Annotated in this window: 14 protein-coding genes; 4 read left to right on the top strand and 10 right to left on the bottom strand. The window is 61.0% G+C overall.

Annotation, left to right across the window (positions count from 1 at the left end; translation table 11 throughout):
- The first annotated feature begins 20 nt into the window (after positions 1-20).
- The 3 genes from IPM89_05995 to mepA all read left to right on the top strand — a co-directional run bounded on the left by IPM89_05995 (position 21) and on the right by mepA (position 4,241).
- Positions 21-1,289: a YeaH/YhbH family protein gene (locus IPM89_05995; GenBank protein ID QQS55353.1), complete on the top strand. Its 1,269-nt coding sequence runs from the start codon at positions 21-23 to the stop codon at positions 1,287-1,289.
- The gene (locus IPM89_06000; GenBank protein QQS55354.1) at positions 1,286-2,800 is read left to right on the top strand and encodes a SpoVR family protein; all 1,515 of its coding nucleotides are present in this window, start codon (positions 1,286-1,288) and stop codon (positions 2,798-2,800) included. Before IPM89_05995 ends, IPM89_06000 begins: the two co-directional genes overlap by 4 nt.
- Positions 2,801-3,386: 586 nt before the next feature.
- Complete coding sequence (gene mepA / locus IPM89_06005) at positions 3,387-4,241, top strand: penicillin-insensitive murein endopeptidase (GenBank protein QQS55355.1); 855 nt, start codon at positions 3,387-3,389, stop codon at positions 4,239-4,241.
- Positions 4,242-4,280: 39 nt separating this feature from the next.
- On the opposite strand, the gene msrB is transcribed toward mepA, so the two are convergent.
- The 3 genes from msrB to IPM89_06020 form a co-directional block, all read right to left on the bottom strand.
- Positions 4,281-4,685 (bottom strand): peptide-methionine (R)-S-oxide reductase MsrB, encoded by a 405-nt coding sequence (msrB, locus tag IPM89_06010; GenBank protein QQS55356.1) that lies wholly within the window; start codon positions 4,683-4,685, stop codon positions 4,281-4,283.
- A 76-nt stretch (positions 4,686-4,761) separates the two neighbouring features.
- Entirely contained in the window at positions 4,762-6,345 is a 1,584-nt protein-coding gene (locus tag IPM89_06015) for a cation:proton antiporter (protein ID QQS55357.1), read from the bottom strand.
- Between the two features lie 131 nt (positions 6,346-6,476).
- Positions 6,477-6,719: a GlsB/YeaQ/YmgE family stress response membrane protein gene (locus IPM89_06020; GenBank protein ID QQS55358.1), complete on the bottom strand. Its 243-nt coding sequence runs from the start codon at positions 6,717-6,719 to the stop codon at positions 6,477-6,479.
- 135 nt (positions 6,720-6,854) lie between these two features.
- Here IPM89_06020 and IPM89_06025 point away from each other — a divergent pair, with 135 nt between their 5' ends.
- Positions 6,855-7,307, top strand: coding sequence for a thermonuclease family protein (locus tag IPM89_06025; GenBank protein ID QQS55359.1), 453 nt, complete (start codon positions 6,855-6,857; stop codon positions 7,305-7,307).
- A gap of 89 nt (positions 7,308-7,396) precedes the next feature.
- Here the strand turns inward: IPM89_06025 and IPM89_06030 are convergent, their stop codons facing one another.
- From IPM89_06030 to IPM89_06060, 7 genes are all read right to left on the bottom strand, one after another.
- The gene (locus IPM89_06030) at positions 7,397-7,564 is read right to left on the bottom strand and encodes a hypothetical protein (GenBank protein ID QQS55360.1); all 168 of its coding nucleotides are present in this window, start codon (positions 7,562-7,564) and stop codon (positions 7,397-7,399) included.
- A 169-nt stretch (positions 7,565-7,733) separates the two neighbouring features.
- Positions 7,734-10,604: a response regulator gene (locus tag IPM89_06035; GenBank protein ID QQS55361.1), complete on the bottom strand. Its 2,871-nt coding sequence runs from the start codon at positions 10,602-10,604 to the stop codon at positions 7,734-7,736.
- Positions 10,605-11,624, bottom strand: coding sequence for a hypothetical protein (locus IPM89_06040; GenBank protein ID QQS55813.1), 1,020 nt, complete (start codon positions 11,622-11,624; stop codon positions 10,605-10,607).
- A gap of 130 nt (positions 11,625-11,754) precedes the next feature.
- Complete coding sequence (locus IPM89_06045; protein QQS55362.1) at positions 11,755-13,896, bottom strand: EAL domain-containing protein; 2,142 nt, start codon at positions 13,894-13,896, stop codon at positions 11,755-11,757.
- Between the two features lie 275 nt (positions 13,897-14,171).
- Positions 14,172-14,624, bottom strand: a complete 453-nt coding sequence (locus IPM89_06050) for an Hpt domain-containing protein (GenBank protein QQS55363.1) — start codon at positions 14,622-14,624, stop codon at positions 14,172-14,174.
- Positions 14,605-16,848, bottom strand: a complete 2,244-nt coding sequence (locus IPM89_06055; protein QQS55364.1) for a response regulator — start codon at positions 16,846-16,848, stop codon at positions 14,605-14,607. The genes IPM89_06050 and IPM89_06055 overlap by 20 nt, the downstream gene beginning before the upstream one ends.
- Positions 16,845-17,753, bottom strand: coding sequence for a substrate-binding domain-containing protein (locus IPM89_06060; protein QQS55365.1), 909 nt, complete (start codon positions 17,751-17,753; stop codon positions 16,845-16,847). Before IPM89_06060 ends, IPM89_06055 begins: the two co-directional genes overlap by 4 nt.
- Between the last annotated feature and the right edge of the window lie 102 nt (positions 17,754-17,855).

The raw sequence follows: 17,855 nt of genomic DNA on the forward strand, positions 1-17,855 counted from the left end.
CTAAACGGAGGAAACCGCGCATGGCCACGCTTATCGACCGACGGCTGGACGGCAAGAACAAAAGCGCCGTCAACCGCCAGCGCTTTATCCGGCGCTTTAAGAATCAGATCAAGAAGGCCGTGACCGAGGCCATGAACGGCCGCAGCATCACCGATATCGATAACGGCGAGAAAGTCAACATCCCCGCCCGCGATCTGTCCGAACCGGTGTTCGGCCACGGACCGGGCGGTCGGCGCGAAGCCATCCACCCAGGCAACAAGGAATTCGTCGCCGGCGACCGGGCCGCCCGACCGCAAGGTGGCGCGGGCGGCGGCGCGGGCGGCGGCCAGGCCAGCAACAGTGGCGAGGGCGAAGACGATTTCGTGTTCGAGCTGTCGCGCGAGGAGTTCCTGGAGCTGTTTTTCGAGGATCTGGAACTGCCCAATCTGGTGCGCACCCAGTTGGCCAAGCTCACCGAATTCAAGTCGGTGCGCGCCGGTTTCAGCAGCGCCGGCAACCCGGCCAACATCGATGTGGTGCGCTCGCTGAAGGGAGCCATGGCGCGACGGATGGCGCTGGCCGCGCCCTACACTCGCCGGCTGCGGGAGGCGGAAGATCAACTGCAACAATTGCTGGACGAACCGCCGGCCGACGAAAGCCGCGCCCGCGAGTTGATCGAAGAGATCGAACGCCTGCGGGCGCGGGCGCGGGCGGTGCCGTTCATCGATACCTTCGACCTGCGCTATACCAATCGGGTCAAACAGCCGCAGCCGACCACTCAGGCGGTGATGTTCTGCATCATGGACGTATCCGGCTCGATGGATCGGGCGCGCAAGGATCTGGCCAAGCGCTTTTTCACCCTGCTCTACCTGTTTCTCAAACGCAACTACGAGAAAATCGAGGTGGTGTTCATCCGCCACCACACCGTGGCCAAGGAGGTGGACGAACAGGAGTTCTTCTACTCGCGCGAGACCGGCGGCACCGTGGTGTCCAGCGCCCTGCACCTGATGGGCGAGACCATGGTCGCGCGCTACCCGACCGCCAGTTGGAATATCTATGTGGCGCAGGCTTCGGACGGCGACAACTGGCACCATGATTCGCCGGCCTGCCGGGACCTCCTGCTCAAGCAGATCGTGCCGTTCGTGCGCTACTACGCCTACATCGAAATCACCCCGGACCGCCATCAGAGCCTGTGGGAAGCCTACGAGGAAGTGAAGGAGCAACACCCACACTTCGCCATGCGGCAGATCGACGGGCCGGCCGACATCTACCCGGTGTTCCGGGACCTGTTCAAGAGGCGCGTGTCATGAGTGCGTCGCGACTGATTGCCGAGTCGTCCGAATGGACCTTCCCGATGCTGGAGCGCTACAACGAAGTCATCGGCCACATCGCCGCCGAGGAGTTCCGGCTCGACACCTACCCCAACCAGATCGAAGTCATCACCGCCGAGCAGATGATGGACGCCTACTCCTCGGTGGGGATGCCGCTGGGTTACAAGCACTGGTCCTACGGCAAGCAGTTCGTGCTGACCGAGAAGAACTACCGGCGCGGGCAAATGGGGCTGGCCTACGAAATCGTAATCAACTCCGACCCCTGCATCGCTTATCTCATGGAGGAAAACACCGCCATGATGCAGGCGCTGGTGATTGCCCACGCCGCCTACGGCCACAACTCTTTTTTCAAGGGCAACTATCTGTTTCGCGCCTGGACCAGCGCCGACGCGATCATCGATTACCTGCTGTTCGCCCGCAACTATGTCGCCGAGTGCGAAGAGCGCCATGGCGAGGAAGAGGTGGAACTGTTCCTCGATTCCTGTCATGCGCTGATGAATTATGGGGTGGACCGCTACAAGCATCCGGCGCCGCTGTCGATGCGGGAAGAAAAGTTGCGCCAGCAGGAGCGGGAGACCTACCTGCAATCGCAGCTCAACGACCTGTGGCGGACCGTACCGGTTCGAGCGTCCGAAGCCACCGCCGCGGTCGAGTCGCGCTACCCGAGCGAGCCGCAGGAAAACCTGCTGTATTTCATCGAGAAGAACGCGCCGCTACTGGAACCGTGGCAGCGTGAGCTGGTGCGCATCGTGCGCAAGATCGCTCAGTATTTCTATCCACAGCGCCAAACCCAGGTGATGAATGAAGGCTGGGCCACATTCTGGCATTACACCCTGATGAACCGGCTCTATGACGAGGGCTATGCCAACGATGGCTTCATGATCGAGTTCCTGCAATCGCACACCAGCGTCATTCAGCAATTGCCGTTCGATCATCCCTACTATTCCGGCATCAACCCTTACACGCTGGGTTTCGCCATGATGAGCGACATCCGGCGCATCTGTCAGGAACCCACCGCCGAGGATCGCCACTGGTTCCCGGACATCGCCGGGCAGGATTGGATCAAGGTGCTGGACTTCGCCATGCGCAATTTCAAGGACGAGAGCTTCATCGCCCAGTATCTGTCACCCAAGGTTATGCGCGATCTCAAGTTGTTCGCGGTGCTGGACGACGATATGCAGGAAGATCTGGAGATCACCGCTATCCATGACGAGGCCGGCTACCGGCGGCTGCGGCTGGCGTTGGCCGATCAGTACAACCTCGGCAGCCGCGAGCCCAACATCCAGGTATGGAACGTCGCCCACCGTCAAGATCGCTCGTTGACCCTGCGTCACATGCCCTACAATCGCCGACCGCTGCACACCGACAGCGCTCAGGAAGTGCTTAAGCACTTGCATCGGTTATGGGGCTTCACGGTGCGCTTGGAAACGGTGGACGAAGACGGCCAGGCGGAATTGATTGGGGAATGTCCGGCGCTCCGGAGCCGATAGCTTTTTCTCGGATTCAACGTAACACCCCCTTCCTCGAAGGGGCTTTTATAGCTCTCCTCAATGAGTTGTAGTCGACCCAAGAGCGGAAATCCCCCCAACCCCCCCTTTTTCAAAGGGGGGTGCCGCGTCAGCGGCAGGGGGGATTGATCTCGGCAGTCCACGCTTCCACAACTCAAAGAGGGCAACAGATGCCAATGCCGCCGCGTCTTGACAACAGCAACGCGACTTCACTGGGATCAGTCCCCATCTGAAAGGCGAAAGGACCGAATCGGGCCGTTTCAATCCACCGATCCAGCCGCCGCCAAGCGTTCGGGTCCATTGGAATGTCCACCTCTCAAGGCTCATTTTTCCATTGGGGCATAGAGTGTTATGCCCGATGAACCAAGAAAGATGTCCGCGAAAATGTCCGCGCCTCGCACTAAAGCCGCCAGCATATCAAGCAGTACTCCCCATCCCGACTCCCGCCCAATAACGCAGACAATACATCCGCCAATTCCAGGATCGGCGGCAACTCCAGTGTCTTGAGCACATTGCCCTTGGCGATGATAAGCTTAAGAAACTGGGTTGTGCTTCGAGGGGGAATACCATGACGCTTCGGTTCGCCGCATTACTGATTTCGCTGCTTTGGGGATGGACACCGGCCTGGGCTGGCAATGCGTGGAGCAGAATCGCTTATCCGCTGGCGGGTCCGCCACAGGTGATCGGCTCCTACGCCGCCGGCTGCATCGGCGGGGCGATGGCACTGCCGCTAACGGGCGAGGGCTATCAGGTCATGCGCCCCAGCCGCAACCGCTATTACGGTCACCCTCTGCTGGTGCGGCTGGTGGAGCGGCTGGGCCGGCAAACGGCGGCGGGTGGCGGGCGGCTGCTGGTCGGCGATCTGGCCCAGCCGCGCGGCGGCCCGATGCCGAACGGCCACCGCAGCCACCAGAGCGGGCTGGACGCGGATATCTGGTTCCTGCAACAGCCGCGCGACCGGCTGCTGTCGCGCAGCGAAGTGGAGCGGATTGAGATGCTCTCGATGGTGCGCGCCGACGAAGGCGTGTTGAACAACTCCCGCTGGTCACCGCGCTATCGGGACGCGCTGAAACAGGCGGCCCTGGCGCCCGAAGTGGAGCGGATTTTCGTCAATCCGATCATCAAACAGGCGCTGTGCGCCAGCGAAACCGACCGAAGCTGGCTGTATAAACTGCGGCCGTGGTGGGGACACGATGCCCATTTTCACGTCCGGCTGGCCTGCCCACCCGGTTCCGATCAGTGCAAGCCGCAAAAACCGATCCCGCTCGATGACGGATGCGGCTCCGACCTGAGCAACTGGGTGCGGGACATCGTGCGGGCGGTACTGTCGCCGCGCCCTTACCGGAAACCTCGGCCGCCGTCCGAGGACCGCTTACCGGCGGCCTGCGGTTTTGTGCTGGAAAATCCCACTGCCCAGCGCTAAGCCGGTTTCCCGGCGCGCCACGCCTCGGTCATCGCCGGGTCATTCACCCGTCTTGTCCTCCAACTTCAGCGATGCCGAATTGATGCAATAGCGCTGGCCGGTCGGGGCCGGACCATCATCGAACACATGGCCCAAATGAGCCCCGCAATCCGCGCACAGCACCTCGGTGCGGCGCATGAACAAACCACGGTCCTCGGCGGTAGTCACCTTCTCCGCCTCCACCGGCTCCCAAAAACTCGGCCAGCCGGTGCCGGAGTCGAACTTGGCCCCGGCATCGAACAGCGGGGCGCCGCAGCAGGCACAGCGATAAACCCCCGGTTCGTGGCAATCGTGATACGTCCCGGTAAAGGCCGGTTCCGTCCCTTTCTGGCGGCAGATTCGATACTGCTCCGGGCTTAACCGTGCCCGCCACTCGGCGTCGGATTTGCTGATCTTGTAGCTCATGACTGCTCCTTACATGGGTTGGGGCCTACGCTCGATAGACCGCAACCGCCCGAATTGGTGTCGGACCCGCCCGCGTTCAATCCGGCTGGCTGGCCTGCCTTTCCAGCGCCTCCCAAACATGCTCGGCCAAACCCACGCCGACCTCGTTGAACGCCAGAAAGGTCATGTCGGCGCCCGCCGCCTTCAGTGCCTGCTCTTCCTCGGGATAGCTGCTGACCGCGCCGATCAACCCCTGGAAGCCGTGCCGCCGCAACTGCCGGGCGGCGATGCTCTTTGCCTCCGGGTCCGGCATCGCCAGTACCACCGCCTTGAGACCGTCCAGGCGCAAGCGATGCCAGAATCCCGGGTCCTCGGCGTCGGCGTAAACCACCCGCCGGCCTTCGTGCAGATGCCGTTCGACCTTGACCAGATCCGAGTCGATGCCGGACACCATCCGCACCTTGGGCTGACCCGGAACATGCTGGCGCTTCTTTAGAAAATCGTAGGCGGAAGTGCCGGCGTGGCCCATGCCAAGAATCAGAATCTGGGTGCTGCCCAGCGACACCGGCTGCTCGTCGGGATGTCGGTCGGCCCGCTCGAACCGCGCCAACCGGTGCTCAAATCGCTCATACAGGACATGGGCAAAGCGGTTGAGCGGCGCGGCGATGACGAAGGACAGCGCCACGGTCAGGGCCAACAACACCAGCCATTCGGCGTCCAATTGGCCGTTGCCGACCATGAATTTCACCACGATCAGCGCGAACTCACTGTAGCTGGCCAACGCCAGCGCGGTCAAAAAAGCGGTGCGGGCGCGCAGCCGGAAGGCGACCAGAATGAAAAAAAACAGCGCTGCCTTGAGCGGCAGCAGCAGCGCCAGCAGCAGCGCCCCGCCCAGCGTGGCCAGACTGGGCCAGCCTTCCAGCCCGATTTGCAGGAAAAAACCGACCAGCAGCACTTCCTTGAGCGACCATAATGCCTTGGAGAGTTCCGTCGCCCGGGAATGACTCGCCAGCAAAACCCCCAACAACAGCGCGCCCAACTCCGAACTCAGGCCCAGATGCTCGAAACCCAGACCGCCGACCAGCAACACCAGCACCAGTCCGTACAGCACCAGCAATTCGTCGTGGCCGCTCCAGTCCAGCAATTTCATCACCAGTGGCTGCAACAGCGGTAGCCCCAGCACCAGCAAGGCCCATGGCGACGGCGCTCCCACGCCCGCCACCGTCATCAAGAGTAGCGCCGCCAAGTCCTGAATGATCAGAATGCCAATTGCCACTCGGCCGTGAAAAGCGCGCAGTTCCGCCTTTTCTTCCAAACTCTTGGCCGCCAGCACCGTGCTGGAAAAGCCCAGGGTGATCGCCAGCAGCAACGCCTGTCCCGGTGGCAGCGTCAAAACCGCGAGCAGGCCCAGCCCCAACAACGCCCCACTGACCGCCAGATGCAGTAGCCCACCCCCCCAAACCTCGGGACGAATCAGACTCTTGATCCGCAGCTTGAGACCGACACTGAACAGCAGCAGCAGTACCCCGGCATGGGCGATCTGCTCGAGTAGTTCGCTGCCTTCCTGACCCAGGGCATTTAGCACGAACCCCGCCGCCAGATAGCCGACCAGCGCCGGCAAACCCAAATAGCGAAACAGTAATCCCAGAAAAAAAGCGAGCGCAATCCAGAAAGCATCCATGGGTCAGCAAAACTCCCGGATCGGAATCCGATGAAAACACGGGCGGGATCGGCACGATACCGTCTCGTCCGGCGTTGGGCGGGGCCGATTGCGTCGCTTTCCAGCGACCGGAATCAAGGCGTTGCAAAACCTCATGCTTTCTTGAGCACTTGCACCACGTACAGCAAGACCATGGCGCCCACCGTGGCGGTGATGAGCTGACCGATCAGGCCGATCGCGGCAAAACCGAGCAAGCGGAACAGAAAACCGCCGACGAAGGCGCCAATCACGCCGATCACCAGATTACCGCCCAGCCCCATGCTGCCGCCGCGCATGAAGGTGGTCGCAATCCAGCCCGCGATCAGGCCGATAATTAGAAACCCAATTAAATCCATAATGTTATCCTGTGTAAGAGTGGCTCGTGGTTCCACCGATCATAACGCATGAAAGCTACAGACCAAATAGACTTCACCCGCGAACAGAGCCCAAATGTGTTTCGATCATCGCATCGCCTGTCTGGCGCTCCCACCATGCCCGCTATTTTTCCGCTGCTCATCGTCCTGCTGTATACCACCGCCGCGCCGGCCAGCGATCTCTCCAGTTTTGCCTTCGTCAACGACGATGGCAGCCTGCGCATCCGTGGCCAGACCGTGCGGCTGTACGGCATCATCATTCCACCGACCGATCAGGGTTGCCAAGACAACGTCCGTCCCATCCACTGCGCGCCACGCGCCGCGCTGGCGCTGAATTTCAAGATCGGGGTCAATTTTGTTCACTGCGATATTCGGGAGCGCCTGCCCAACGACGACGTGCTCGCCAGTTGCACGGTCAACGATGAGGATCTGGCCGCCTGGCTGATTCAGCAAGGTTGGGCCGCCGCCGCGCCCGACGCCCCGCCTGAATATGTCGTGCTGGAAAAAATTGCCCAACAACGAGGTATCGGGGTGTGGGGTATCCCGATAGGCAACTGGCCGGGGCGTTGAATCGCCCGCATCAATCTCCCAGCAGCTTCCCTGTCCGGCGATAAATCAGCGGCTCCCACCCCGCCAGTTTGCCGGGAAATCACCCACCGTCACGGTCTGAAACAGGGCGGTTGTGGAACATCCAAGGTGATGAGATCGAACTTGCCCCGCTCACAAACCGCGAGTGCCTGACGGCCGTCTTCGGCCTGTTCGACGCAAAAACCCGCCTGCCCCAGAGCTTCGCTCACCAGGAAACGGGTCGCAAGATCGTTGTCCACCACTAAAAATCCGGGCGGGCGCGGCAACGGTTTCAGCGCTCATCGGCGATTTTCCTTGAGTCGGATACGATAACAATAGCGGAATGCGGCACCGATTCGAGACCACCCGCCACGATCCCGGACCAAACCGGCAACAGCGTTGCGCTTGGGGGAGTCTGTCGGTTAACCATCATGGACCAGCAGACGTCGGGGTCACCCGTCGTTCCCTCTCCATCTCCACAACCAGTGCTTCCCGCACCCGCGCATAGTGGCGGTCCACCTCCCGCAGCAAGGTGGGGGCGTCTTCCAGGCACTGGTCCCGCCCCCGATACTCCAACTCCTTGCACACCGCCGCCAACTGCATCGCCCCCAGGTTGGCGCTACCCGACTTGAAACCATGAGCCGCCTGACGCAGTGCCCCGCTATCCCCGGCCGTGATCGCCTCTCGCATCTGCTGGAGAAAAGTGGGCGAGCTATCCAGATAGAGGCCGATGATTTTACCCAGCACGCTGGGTTGGCCGGGCCGCTGCAAGGCACGGATTTGGGTCAGGGCGCGTTCGTCCAACAGTGAATCGGTTAGGGCGATCGGCTGTGTGGGGGACGGTGGAGCTGCCGAGAGGGCGATGACGGTGTTATTGGCCGCTACCTCCGAGGCAGGCGGCTGGGATAGTGTGGCCGAGGCGGGCATGGCAGCGGCGGGCATGGGCGCAAGCTGCCTGACAATGGGCAACCAGCCTTCCAAAATCGCCACCAACTGTGCCTGCTCGAAGGGTTTAGCGAGGTAGTCGTCCATTCCTGCCGCCTGGCACTGCTCCCGCACCCCCTTGATAACGTTGGCGGTCAAGGCGATGATCGGCACCCGCCGGCCACCGGTGGCGCTTTCTCGTTGCCGCCATTCAGTGGCGGCGCTCCAACCGTCCAGCACCGGCATATGGCAATCCATCAGCACCAGGTCGAAGGGTTCGCGCGCTAACGCGGCCAGTGCTTCGCGTCCGTCATTGGCCAGTTCGACCCGGCAACCCAGATGTTCGAGCATGGCCAGCGCCACTTCCTGGTTGACCGGGTTGTCCTCGGCCACCAACACTCGGCCGTCGAAGCGCGGCGGTTCCTCGCGCCGGACGGAACGATAGCTCACGGAGTCCACCGCCAAGGCGGTCGGCCGCGCGAGCCGGCACAGGGCGTCATGGAGTTCGGCTTGGCGCATGGGTTTTTGTAAGTAAAGGTTCACTTCGGCCCCCGCCTCCTGAGGATTGTCATCGCTCAAGCCGCTCAAGGTGAGCATTAGCAACCGCGGCGCGCGCAGGGTGGGATCGGCACGAATCTGGCGGGCGAGCTTCAAACCATCCATACCGGGCATGTGCCCATCAAGGATGACGATACCGTAAGCCGCCCCGGTCTGGACCGCCTGGCGCAGGATGGCGAGCGCCTCCGATCCGCCCGCCACGCCGGTCTCGCGCATGCCCCAACCGCGCAACTGGCGCTGGAGGATCTCGCGGGTGGTGGCGTGGTTGTCCACCACCAACACCCGCACGTTTTGCAAATCGGCACGGGGCGGCGGGATCGGACGCAACGCCGTCTCGGCGCGCGCCAGGGTGAGGGTGCACCAGAAGGTCGAGCCGGCGCCCAGGGTGCTCTCGACGCCCATCTCCCCACCCATGAGTTGCACCAGGCGCTTGCAGATGGCCAAGCCCAAGCCGGTACCGCCATAGCGGCGCGTGGTGGAACTGTCGGCTTGGGTAAAGGCCTCGAAAAGCCGGGCCTGCGCCTCGGGGGTCATTCCGATCCCCGTGTCGCGCACTGTTAAGCGCAGCCGCGCGGTGTCGGGGCCTTGCGCCACCGCCGTCAGGCGGAGGACCACCTCGCCGCGTTCGGTGAACTTGATGGCGTTGCTTAGCAGGTTCATCACAATCTGCCGCAGCCGCCCCGAGTCACCTTGCAACGGGTCCGGCAAGTCCGCCACCACGTCAACCGCCAGCTCCAGACCCTTGCCATGGGCTCGCGCGGCCAACAATATGGCGGTTTCCTCGATGAGTTCCCGCAGGTCGAAGGTCACGATGTCCAGCTCCAGTCGCCCCGCCTCGATCTTGGAGAAATCCAGAATGTCGTTGATGACCGCCAGCAGAGTTTGACCCGACTGCAGAATGGTGTGGCTAAACCGCCGCTGCTGGGTGGTCAGCACCGTCCCTCGCAATAATTCCGTCATGCCCAGGACGCCATTCAGCGGCGTGCGAATCTCGTGACTCATCATGGCCAAAAATTCACTCTTGGCCCGGCTCGCCGCCTCGGCGGCTTCCTTGGCAAACCGAAGCTGGGTATCGCGCCGTTCGAGTTGATCCAGCATGTGATTGAACGCGGAGATCAGCACGCCAAACTCGGCCGCGCCGGGTTGTCCGGGAACACGCACGGACAGGTCGGCGCCGGCGCGGCCGATACGTTCCACCGTTTCGATGAGTTGGTTTAGCGGTCGGGTCACGAACGCCGCAAGCGCGCTTAGCAGCAGCGCGATCCCGGCGACGAGAACGAGCAAGCCCGCGCCGGCGCCGATGTAAAGTACCCGCCGCAGTTCGTCCACCACCAGCCCGCCGGGAAATCCAACCACGACACTTGCGACCTGTATACCGTCCCGCCCGAAGACCGGAATCACCGCCATATGGAAATAGGCCGAGCCAAGACTGATGCCCGTGATCGAGTCGTTATCCAGCCGCAGGGCTTCGAGCAGGGCGGGCCGCATGATTTCGCCGCCCATCCTTACCGACTCGCTACTGAACAGGATCCGACCGTCGTCCGTGGCAACGAAAGCATGGCTGATCCCCGGGTACAGGCTGACGATTTCCTGACACTGCTCCTCGAAACCAATCAGGTCCCCCACCTTGATTCCCAGCGCCAGGATTCGCTCCAACTGGAGTTTCAGACTCTTGCCAATGGCGAGCGAGCGCGACTCAAGCGCCTTCTCGTACTGGTTTGAGAAGATATACCCACTGGCGCCGATGATCGCGGCCATCGCCGCCAATACGACGCTGGCCGCGATCAGCACAATTCTGGCGCGCAGCCCAAGACGCATTTACTGATCCCACTCGAATTTCTCGATCACCTCGGCTGAGAGCAACACCCCGCTCTTCATCTTGATACCCAGCTTATTAGCGCGCGCCAAGCTGACGACAGCGCGGCCCTTGACGGTAGGCCGCATCGGTAAGCTCGATGGACTCTGGCCTTCGACCAGAATCGCATGCGCCAACCGGCCCGCCGCGAGTCCCTGTTCGTGCTCGGATACGGTGACGGCAGCCAGTGTGCCGTAATGCACGCGATCCACCCAAAAACCGCAATCCGGCAAGGTGCTGTTCTCGGCGGTCCAACGCAATACCTCCTGATAGGGAACGTTTTTGCCTTGCGAATCCTTGAAGTTAAAGATACCGATTAGGGCGATGGCATCCGCCTGGCCCGGATATTCCCTGATCTTGCGCTGGTACTCGTCGAACGTCTGAAAGCGATCCCAGGCCACAATTTCGACATTGGGGATCTGGGTGATACGCTCGCGCATACGCGCCATCACCGGGTCCCACATGGTATCGCCGTCGAACACGGCGGCAATCCGCTTGACATTCGGCACGATCTGCCTGAGCAGGTTTACGGTTTCGATAAAGTGTTCCTGTTCCAGAACGCCAGTAACGTTATTGCTGCCCACGAAGTGGTAAATCCCTGGATCCTTGTTAACCCCGCTGAATACGAAAGGCAATTTCTTGTTGACATAGTGAATGGCGACGTATTCCTGGGCATCGTCATCGCTTGTGTAAACCAGGTCCGGCTGTGATGATTCGATCAAGGCACGCGCTTCCTGACCTTTTTTGTCCTTTGCTTCCGGCGTACTGTTGCGCTTGGTGTCCATCTGGAACACCTGATATTCGACCGGCGCATCCGCCATCCCTTCCTTAAAGCCTTCCAACTGGCCGTCGGTCCAACGCCATGGCGAGTGGTAACTCATGATGTGGAGGACCTTATACGGCGCTTTGTGCGCTACGCCGGCATCCCGCGCGGTGGCGCTCCAGGCATGAATAACCCACGCCGCCGCCATGATTCCCAACATCCAATGGGTGAATGTTCTGGATTTCAATGTAATGCTCCTTTCGATCTGTTACAGCAACCCTGAATCCGTTACCGTTAATCCGTTGCAATATGTCGTGCTGGAAAGGATTGCCCGCCAGTTTGCCGGGAAATCACCCGCCGTCACGGTCTGAAACAGGGTGGTTGTGAAACAGCGCGGTCATTTCAGCCTCGGGCAGCGGCCGGCTCAAATAGTATCCCTGGATTTCATGACAGCGCTTGGATTTGAGAAAGCGCAGTTGGGCCTCGTTCTCCACGCCCTCGGCGATGACTCGCAGCCCCATGCTTTCGGCCATGGCGATCACCGCCGTGGCGATGGCGGCATCGTTGGGCTGCGAGTCCACTTCGCGCACAAACATCTTATCGATCTTGAGCCGGTCCAACGGCAGTTGCTTGAGGCGGCTCAAGCTTGAATAGCCAGTACCAAAATCATCGATGGCCAGTTGCACACCGAGATCCTTGAGGGTCCGAAGTGTGTGCAAGGCCCCCTCCGGGTCCTTCATCAACAGACTTTCGGTGATCTCAAGTTCCAATGCCGCCGGTTCAAGGCCGACCTCTTCCAGAATCCGCGCTACCCCATCCGTGAAGCGGGGTTGCACAAACTGCAAAACGGAAATGTTGACCGCCATCCGCTCCAGGCCGATCCCGGCCACCTGCCAGGCCTTGGCTTGCCGGCAGGCGGTGCGCAGCACCCATTCGCCGATGAGGATGATGAGGCCGGTCTCCTCGGCAAGCGGAATGAATTCGAGGGGAGAAACCGTGCCCAGCACGTCATTCGTCCAGCGCGCCAAGGCTTCGACGCCGCAGATGCGACCACTCGGAAGATCGAGTTGGGGCTGGTAACACAGAGAAATCTCGTTTCGCTCGATGGCCTTGCGCAACTGGTTCTCCATCGTCAGGCGCTTGTGAGCGGATTCATTCAAGGCAGCATCGTAAAATCGGTAGAGATTTCGGCCCTGGCGCTTGGCGGAATACATGGCCATATCGGCATTTTTGAGCAATGTTTCCGAATTCTCTCCATCCCGCGGAAACACGGCAATGCCAATGCTGGGGGTAACGAAGATTTCGTGACCCTCCAGGACGAGCGACCGCGATAAATTAACCTGAATCCGTTCGGCGACAATGGCGGCATCCTCGCTGCGCTGAATCTCGGGCAGCAGCACGGTGAATTCGTCACCTCCCAGCCGGGCGATACTCTCGTCCTGCACTTCCGCATCGCTCCGCGACACCGAGTCGCTGGCGCGAACGCTCAACTCCAGCCGGTCGGCCATCGCCTGGAGCAGGAGATCGCCTACATTGTGACCCAGGGTATCGTTGATGCGCTTGAAGTTGTCCAGATCCAGGAATAGCAGCGCGAGTTGGCGACCGTGGCGTTGGACCCGCTTGAGCGCCGTGTCGAGGCGGTCCTTGAATAATTCGCGGTTGGGCAGTCGCGTGAGGCTATCGGTGAAGGCCAATTGCCAAATGCGCTCCTCCGTCTGATGCAGTTCGGTGATGTCTTGCAGGGTGCCGTACAAATGGGTGGGACAACCGGAGGTATCCAGGACAGCTTCGGCCTGTTGCTGAACGTAACGCCCGCCGCCGACGGTATCCACCAGCCGGTAACTGATCGCCCTGGATTTCCCGCCCTGCCGTATTTCTTCAAGCCATTGCTCTACAAGGTTTCTATGCTTCTCATGCACACGGGCGAGAATAACCTGGAACGGAACCTTGGGCGCTTGGGAATCGAGCCCAAGCATTTCGCAAACCTCCCGCGACAGATGGAGAAAGTCATGACCCTCACTCCAATCCCAGTATCCCAGTCGCGCGATGCGTTGGGCGGTCGTGAGCCGACGCTCGCTCTCGTGCAGGCTGGCCATGGCCGCGCTGGCCCGCAGTAGATACCGGACTCGATATTCGAGCAGGATGAAGTTGATGGGCTTGGTAATGAAATCGGTCGCGCCAGCCTTGAACGCCTGATTGATGGATTCATAGTCGTCCAGGCCGGTCATCATCAGGATCGGCACCTGCGCTCCCTCGGGTCGCCGGCGCAGTTCGACGCAGGTCGCGAACCCATCCAGCTCGGGCATCATGACATCCAGGGTGATGAGATCGAGGTTGATCCGCTCGCAAATCGCGAGTGCCTGACGACCGTCTTCAGCCTGCTCGACGCGGAAACCGGCCTGCTCCAAGGCTTCACTCACCAGGAAGCGGGTCGCAAGATCGTCGTCCACCACTAAAATCCTGGCTGGCGCGGAAACGGTATCAGCACTCATCGAGGGCTCCTCTTAAATCGGATACGATAATACCAATTCTGAATAGGTTTTCGTCATTCCCGCGAATGCGGGAATCCAGGCCGCCGCTGAAAAACGGGATACCCGCTTTCGCGGGTATGACGAACAGGGTGGTTATTGGCCTCCGAAAAGAACAAAACCTATCGGGAAACGATATAACAATAGCGGAGTACGGCATCGATTCGGGATCCCCATCGCGATCCCGGATCAACAAACCGGAGAAAGCCTTACACTTGAACGAGGTTGCCGGTTGGCCCTCATGGGCCAGCGGACGCCGGGTTCGCCCGCCGCTCTCTCTCCATCTCCACAACCAGTGCTTCCCGCACCCGTGCATAGTGGCGGTCCACCTCCCGCAGCAAGGTGGGGGCGTCTTCCAGGCACTGGTCCCGCCCCCGATACTCCAACTCCTTGCACACCGCCGCCAACTGCATCGCCCCCAGGTTGGCGCTACCCGACTTGAAACCATGAGCCGCCTGACGCAGTGCCCCGCTATCCCCGGCCGTGATCGCCTCTCGCATCTGCTGGAGAAAAGTGGGCGAGCTATCCAGATAGAGGCCGATGATTTTACCCAGCACGCTGGGCTGGCCGGGCCGTTGCAAGGCGCGAATTTGGGCCAGGGCCTGCTCATCCAGCGGAGGCGCGATTTGCGCTGGTGAAAACTGGAAAATTGGATTGCTCAGTATAGAAACTTCAGGGCTGATGGCCGTCATCTCCGCGCGGCGGTGGCGGAGAATCCGGGGATGGAGACGGCTTGGACATGGGCACGACACCGCCGCTGGCCGGCAGCCAACGGTCCAGCAGGGCGGCCAATTGTTCCTGGGTGAAAGGCTTACTCAAATAATCATCCATCCCTCCCGCCAAACACTGTTCCCGAAAGCCTTTGACGATGTTGGCGGTCAGGGCAACGATCGGGAGGCGCGGCCGACCCCGCGTGTGTTCCCAGCGACGGATAGCGGCGGTGGCGGCAAACCCATCCAGCACCGGCATCTGGCAGTCCATCAAAATCAGGTCATACGGGGTTCGGGCCACGGCTTCAACCGCCTCCTGGCCATCGGCCACCACCTCGCCCTGACAGCCCAGCATACTCAGTACCGCCAAGGCCATTTCCTGGTTGACCGGGTTATCCTCGGCGACCAGAATCCGGCCGGTGAATCGGGGCGAGCGGGTGAGGGCCCGGGCTTCATTTTCCGCCTGGTCACTCGTCAAACCCCAGGCTGTCGTCCGCCGCCGCAAAATCTCGCGGTTGGCGGCATTATCACCCACCAGCAAAATCCGCAAGCCTCTCAGATCCTCCCGCGCTGGCCAAGGCGACCGCACGCTTGTTACTGACTGTGACAGTGGAAGACTAAACCAGAACCGGGAACCCACTCCCGGCGTGCTATCCACGCCGATCTCCCCATCCATCAACTGGACCAACTGTCGAACAATGGCCAGCCCCAGCCCGGTGCCGCCATAGTGGCGGGTGGTGGAAGCGTCCGCTTGGGTGAAAGCCTCGAAAATCCGGGCGCACGCCGCCGGGGCAATCCCGATGCCGGTATCTTGGACTTCAAAGCGCAGGCGCGGCCTCGCGGCATCCTGGTCCAACAGGCGTAGCCGCATGACCACCTTGCCTCGCTCGGTAAACTTGATGGCGTTGCTGGTCAGGTTTACCAGAATCTGCCGCAAGCGTACCGGATCGCCTTCCACCACGACCGGCAGATCGAGCGGCAAATCGTCGAGCAGATCCAGGCCCTTTTCGTGTGCTCGCCCAGCCAGCAGCGCCGCCGTCTCTTCCATCAACTCCCGCAAGTCGAAGGGCACGACTTCCAGTTTCATCCGACCCGACTCGATCTTGGAAAAATCCAGAATGTCGTTGATAGTGACCAGCAGGGTGTGGCCTGAATTGAGAATCACGTCCGCAAACCGCTGCTGTTGGGCATTCAGGGGGGTGCCCCGCAGCAACTCCGCCATGCCTAACACGCCGTTCAGGGGGGTGCGAATCTCGTGGCTCATCATCGCCAAAAATTCCGATTTGGCCTGACTGGCCGCCTCGGCGGCTTCCTTGGCCTGTTGCAACGCTGCCTCCGCCTGTTTGCGGATGGAGAGATCGTGCACAACCACCTGAAAGGCCAGCTTGCCCTGATACGTAAACGAGGCGGCGGCCATCTCCACGGGAAACGCGGCGCCATCCATTCGCAGGTAGCGCTCCTCCAGCAGGGGAGCAGCCGTCTTGAGTGTGAGGATCTGTTTTATTCGCTCCCGCACAACCGCACGATCGTCAGGATGGATTCGGTCCCAGAATGACGTGCCAATCAGCGCCGCCGGCGAATCCGCCCCAAGCATCCGAGCGCCGCTGGCATTGATATAGGTGATTTTTTCATCGAGATTGATGCAAATCATATCGGGCGACAACTCAACAAGTTGCCGATAGGCATTTTCGCTATCCATGAGCGCCTGCGTTGTCCGCCGTAGCGCACGCACCGGGACAAGCCGCAGTGGAAAAAAAAGGATGATGCCCAACACCAGTCCGGCGAGTGCGATCAGAGCCGTTTCCACCACTAGCTCATGCAGCGAGACAAGCACTTCCACCTTCCCAGCTTCGGTGCCGAAATCGTAAATCGGATAAGTGCGGGTGAGGGTGGGCGCAGCCAACTCCGGCATTAGGTAGGCAATCGTATTGCCGTTCTGGTCGATCACGGCGGCGCCGTACCGTCGATTGCCATACCGTTGCAGTAACGACGTCAGCCGCTCGGGTTGGAAGCGCCACAAACCGGTGCTGTGATTGACAAACTCCGTGACGACCGTGGCGAGGGACTGGGCCTCGCTTTGCAACGCCCCGCTGCGATTCTGGTAGGACCAAAGAAAAAACGCGGTGGGTGGCGCCACCATGACGAGCGCCGCCAAACCGCCAGCCAGCCAGGTGAGCAGGCGTTCGATTCGGGCAACCTTGTTCACGGCTGATGCGGGGCTGAAACGTAGCCCGAACGATCCAGGATTTCCTTCCCGGATAACGAAAGAATGAATTCCAGAAAACCCTGGGCTGCTGGCGACAGCTTGGGGCCGCGCACGAGGTAAAGGCCCTTGAAATAGGGGTAGGCGCCCTGGCGCAGGGCGGCCAGAGTTGGCGCCTTGCCGTCAATGGGCAGGGCATTGAGCTTGCGATTCTGGGCCTGCACCAGAGCCAGATTGCTCGTACCGAGGGAACCCGGCGTCTTTTCCAGCAGATCTATATTCTCCAGATCATTGGCGGCAACCAACATGCCGGGCCGGGCCAGCGCGGCGTCGATCGCCTGGTTCATACCCGGCGACAACCGGCGCAGGATAAGAGTGTCCGATTCGGACAGGCTGCGCACCACCAGTCGGATGGGTGAACCATCGGTCCAGGTCGTCATCTTGCCGCTGTAGATCGCCGCCAATTGCTCGATGGTAAATCCGGGTGGTGGCGGTTTCTTCTCCGTAACCACCAGAAAGGGGGTGCGGCCAAGCTCCCAATCCTGGCCACCCTGAGCCTTTTCGGCCTCGATCAGCGGCTTGCCGGGTACCGCCAGATCAATTGCGCCGGCGAGCACCGCGCGAATTGAACCGTTACTGCCCATCGGCGGTTCGATCACACGCACTCTGACGTTCGGCTTGCGCTTGCCATACGCCTCGGCCCATTGCCCGATCAACGGTGCCGCCGAGCCCGTTCCTCCCACAATCAGCGTTTCCGCACGGGTCAGACTCGCTGGATGCACCAAACCCATCGCAAGTAGAAACACAAAGCCAATGATGTGGGCTTTATTGCTCCAGGCAGCAAGCTTCATGGCGTCTCCCAATAACGCTTCTCGATAAATTATGGCTGACTTGCGGCAAGAGCCCACCTCAATTCCGTTCCCGCTTCAGCGCGGGAACACCGTTTTTGCCATTTCAGCGGGTGGCGCTAAAACCCACAGCGCTAGGCGTCTGGCCAGGGCGTTGAACCA

It is taken from the genome of Candidatus Competibacteraceae bacterium, from assembly GCA_016699715.1.
Lineage (GTDB): Bacteria > Pseudomonadota > Gammaproteobacteria > Competibacterales > Competibacteraceae > Competibacter.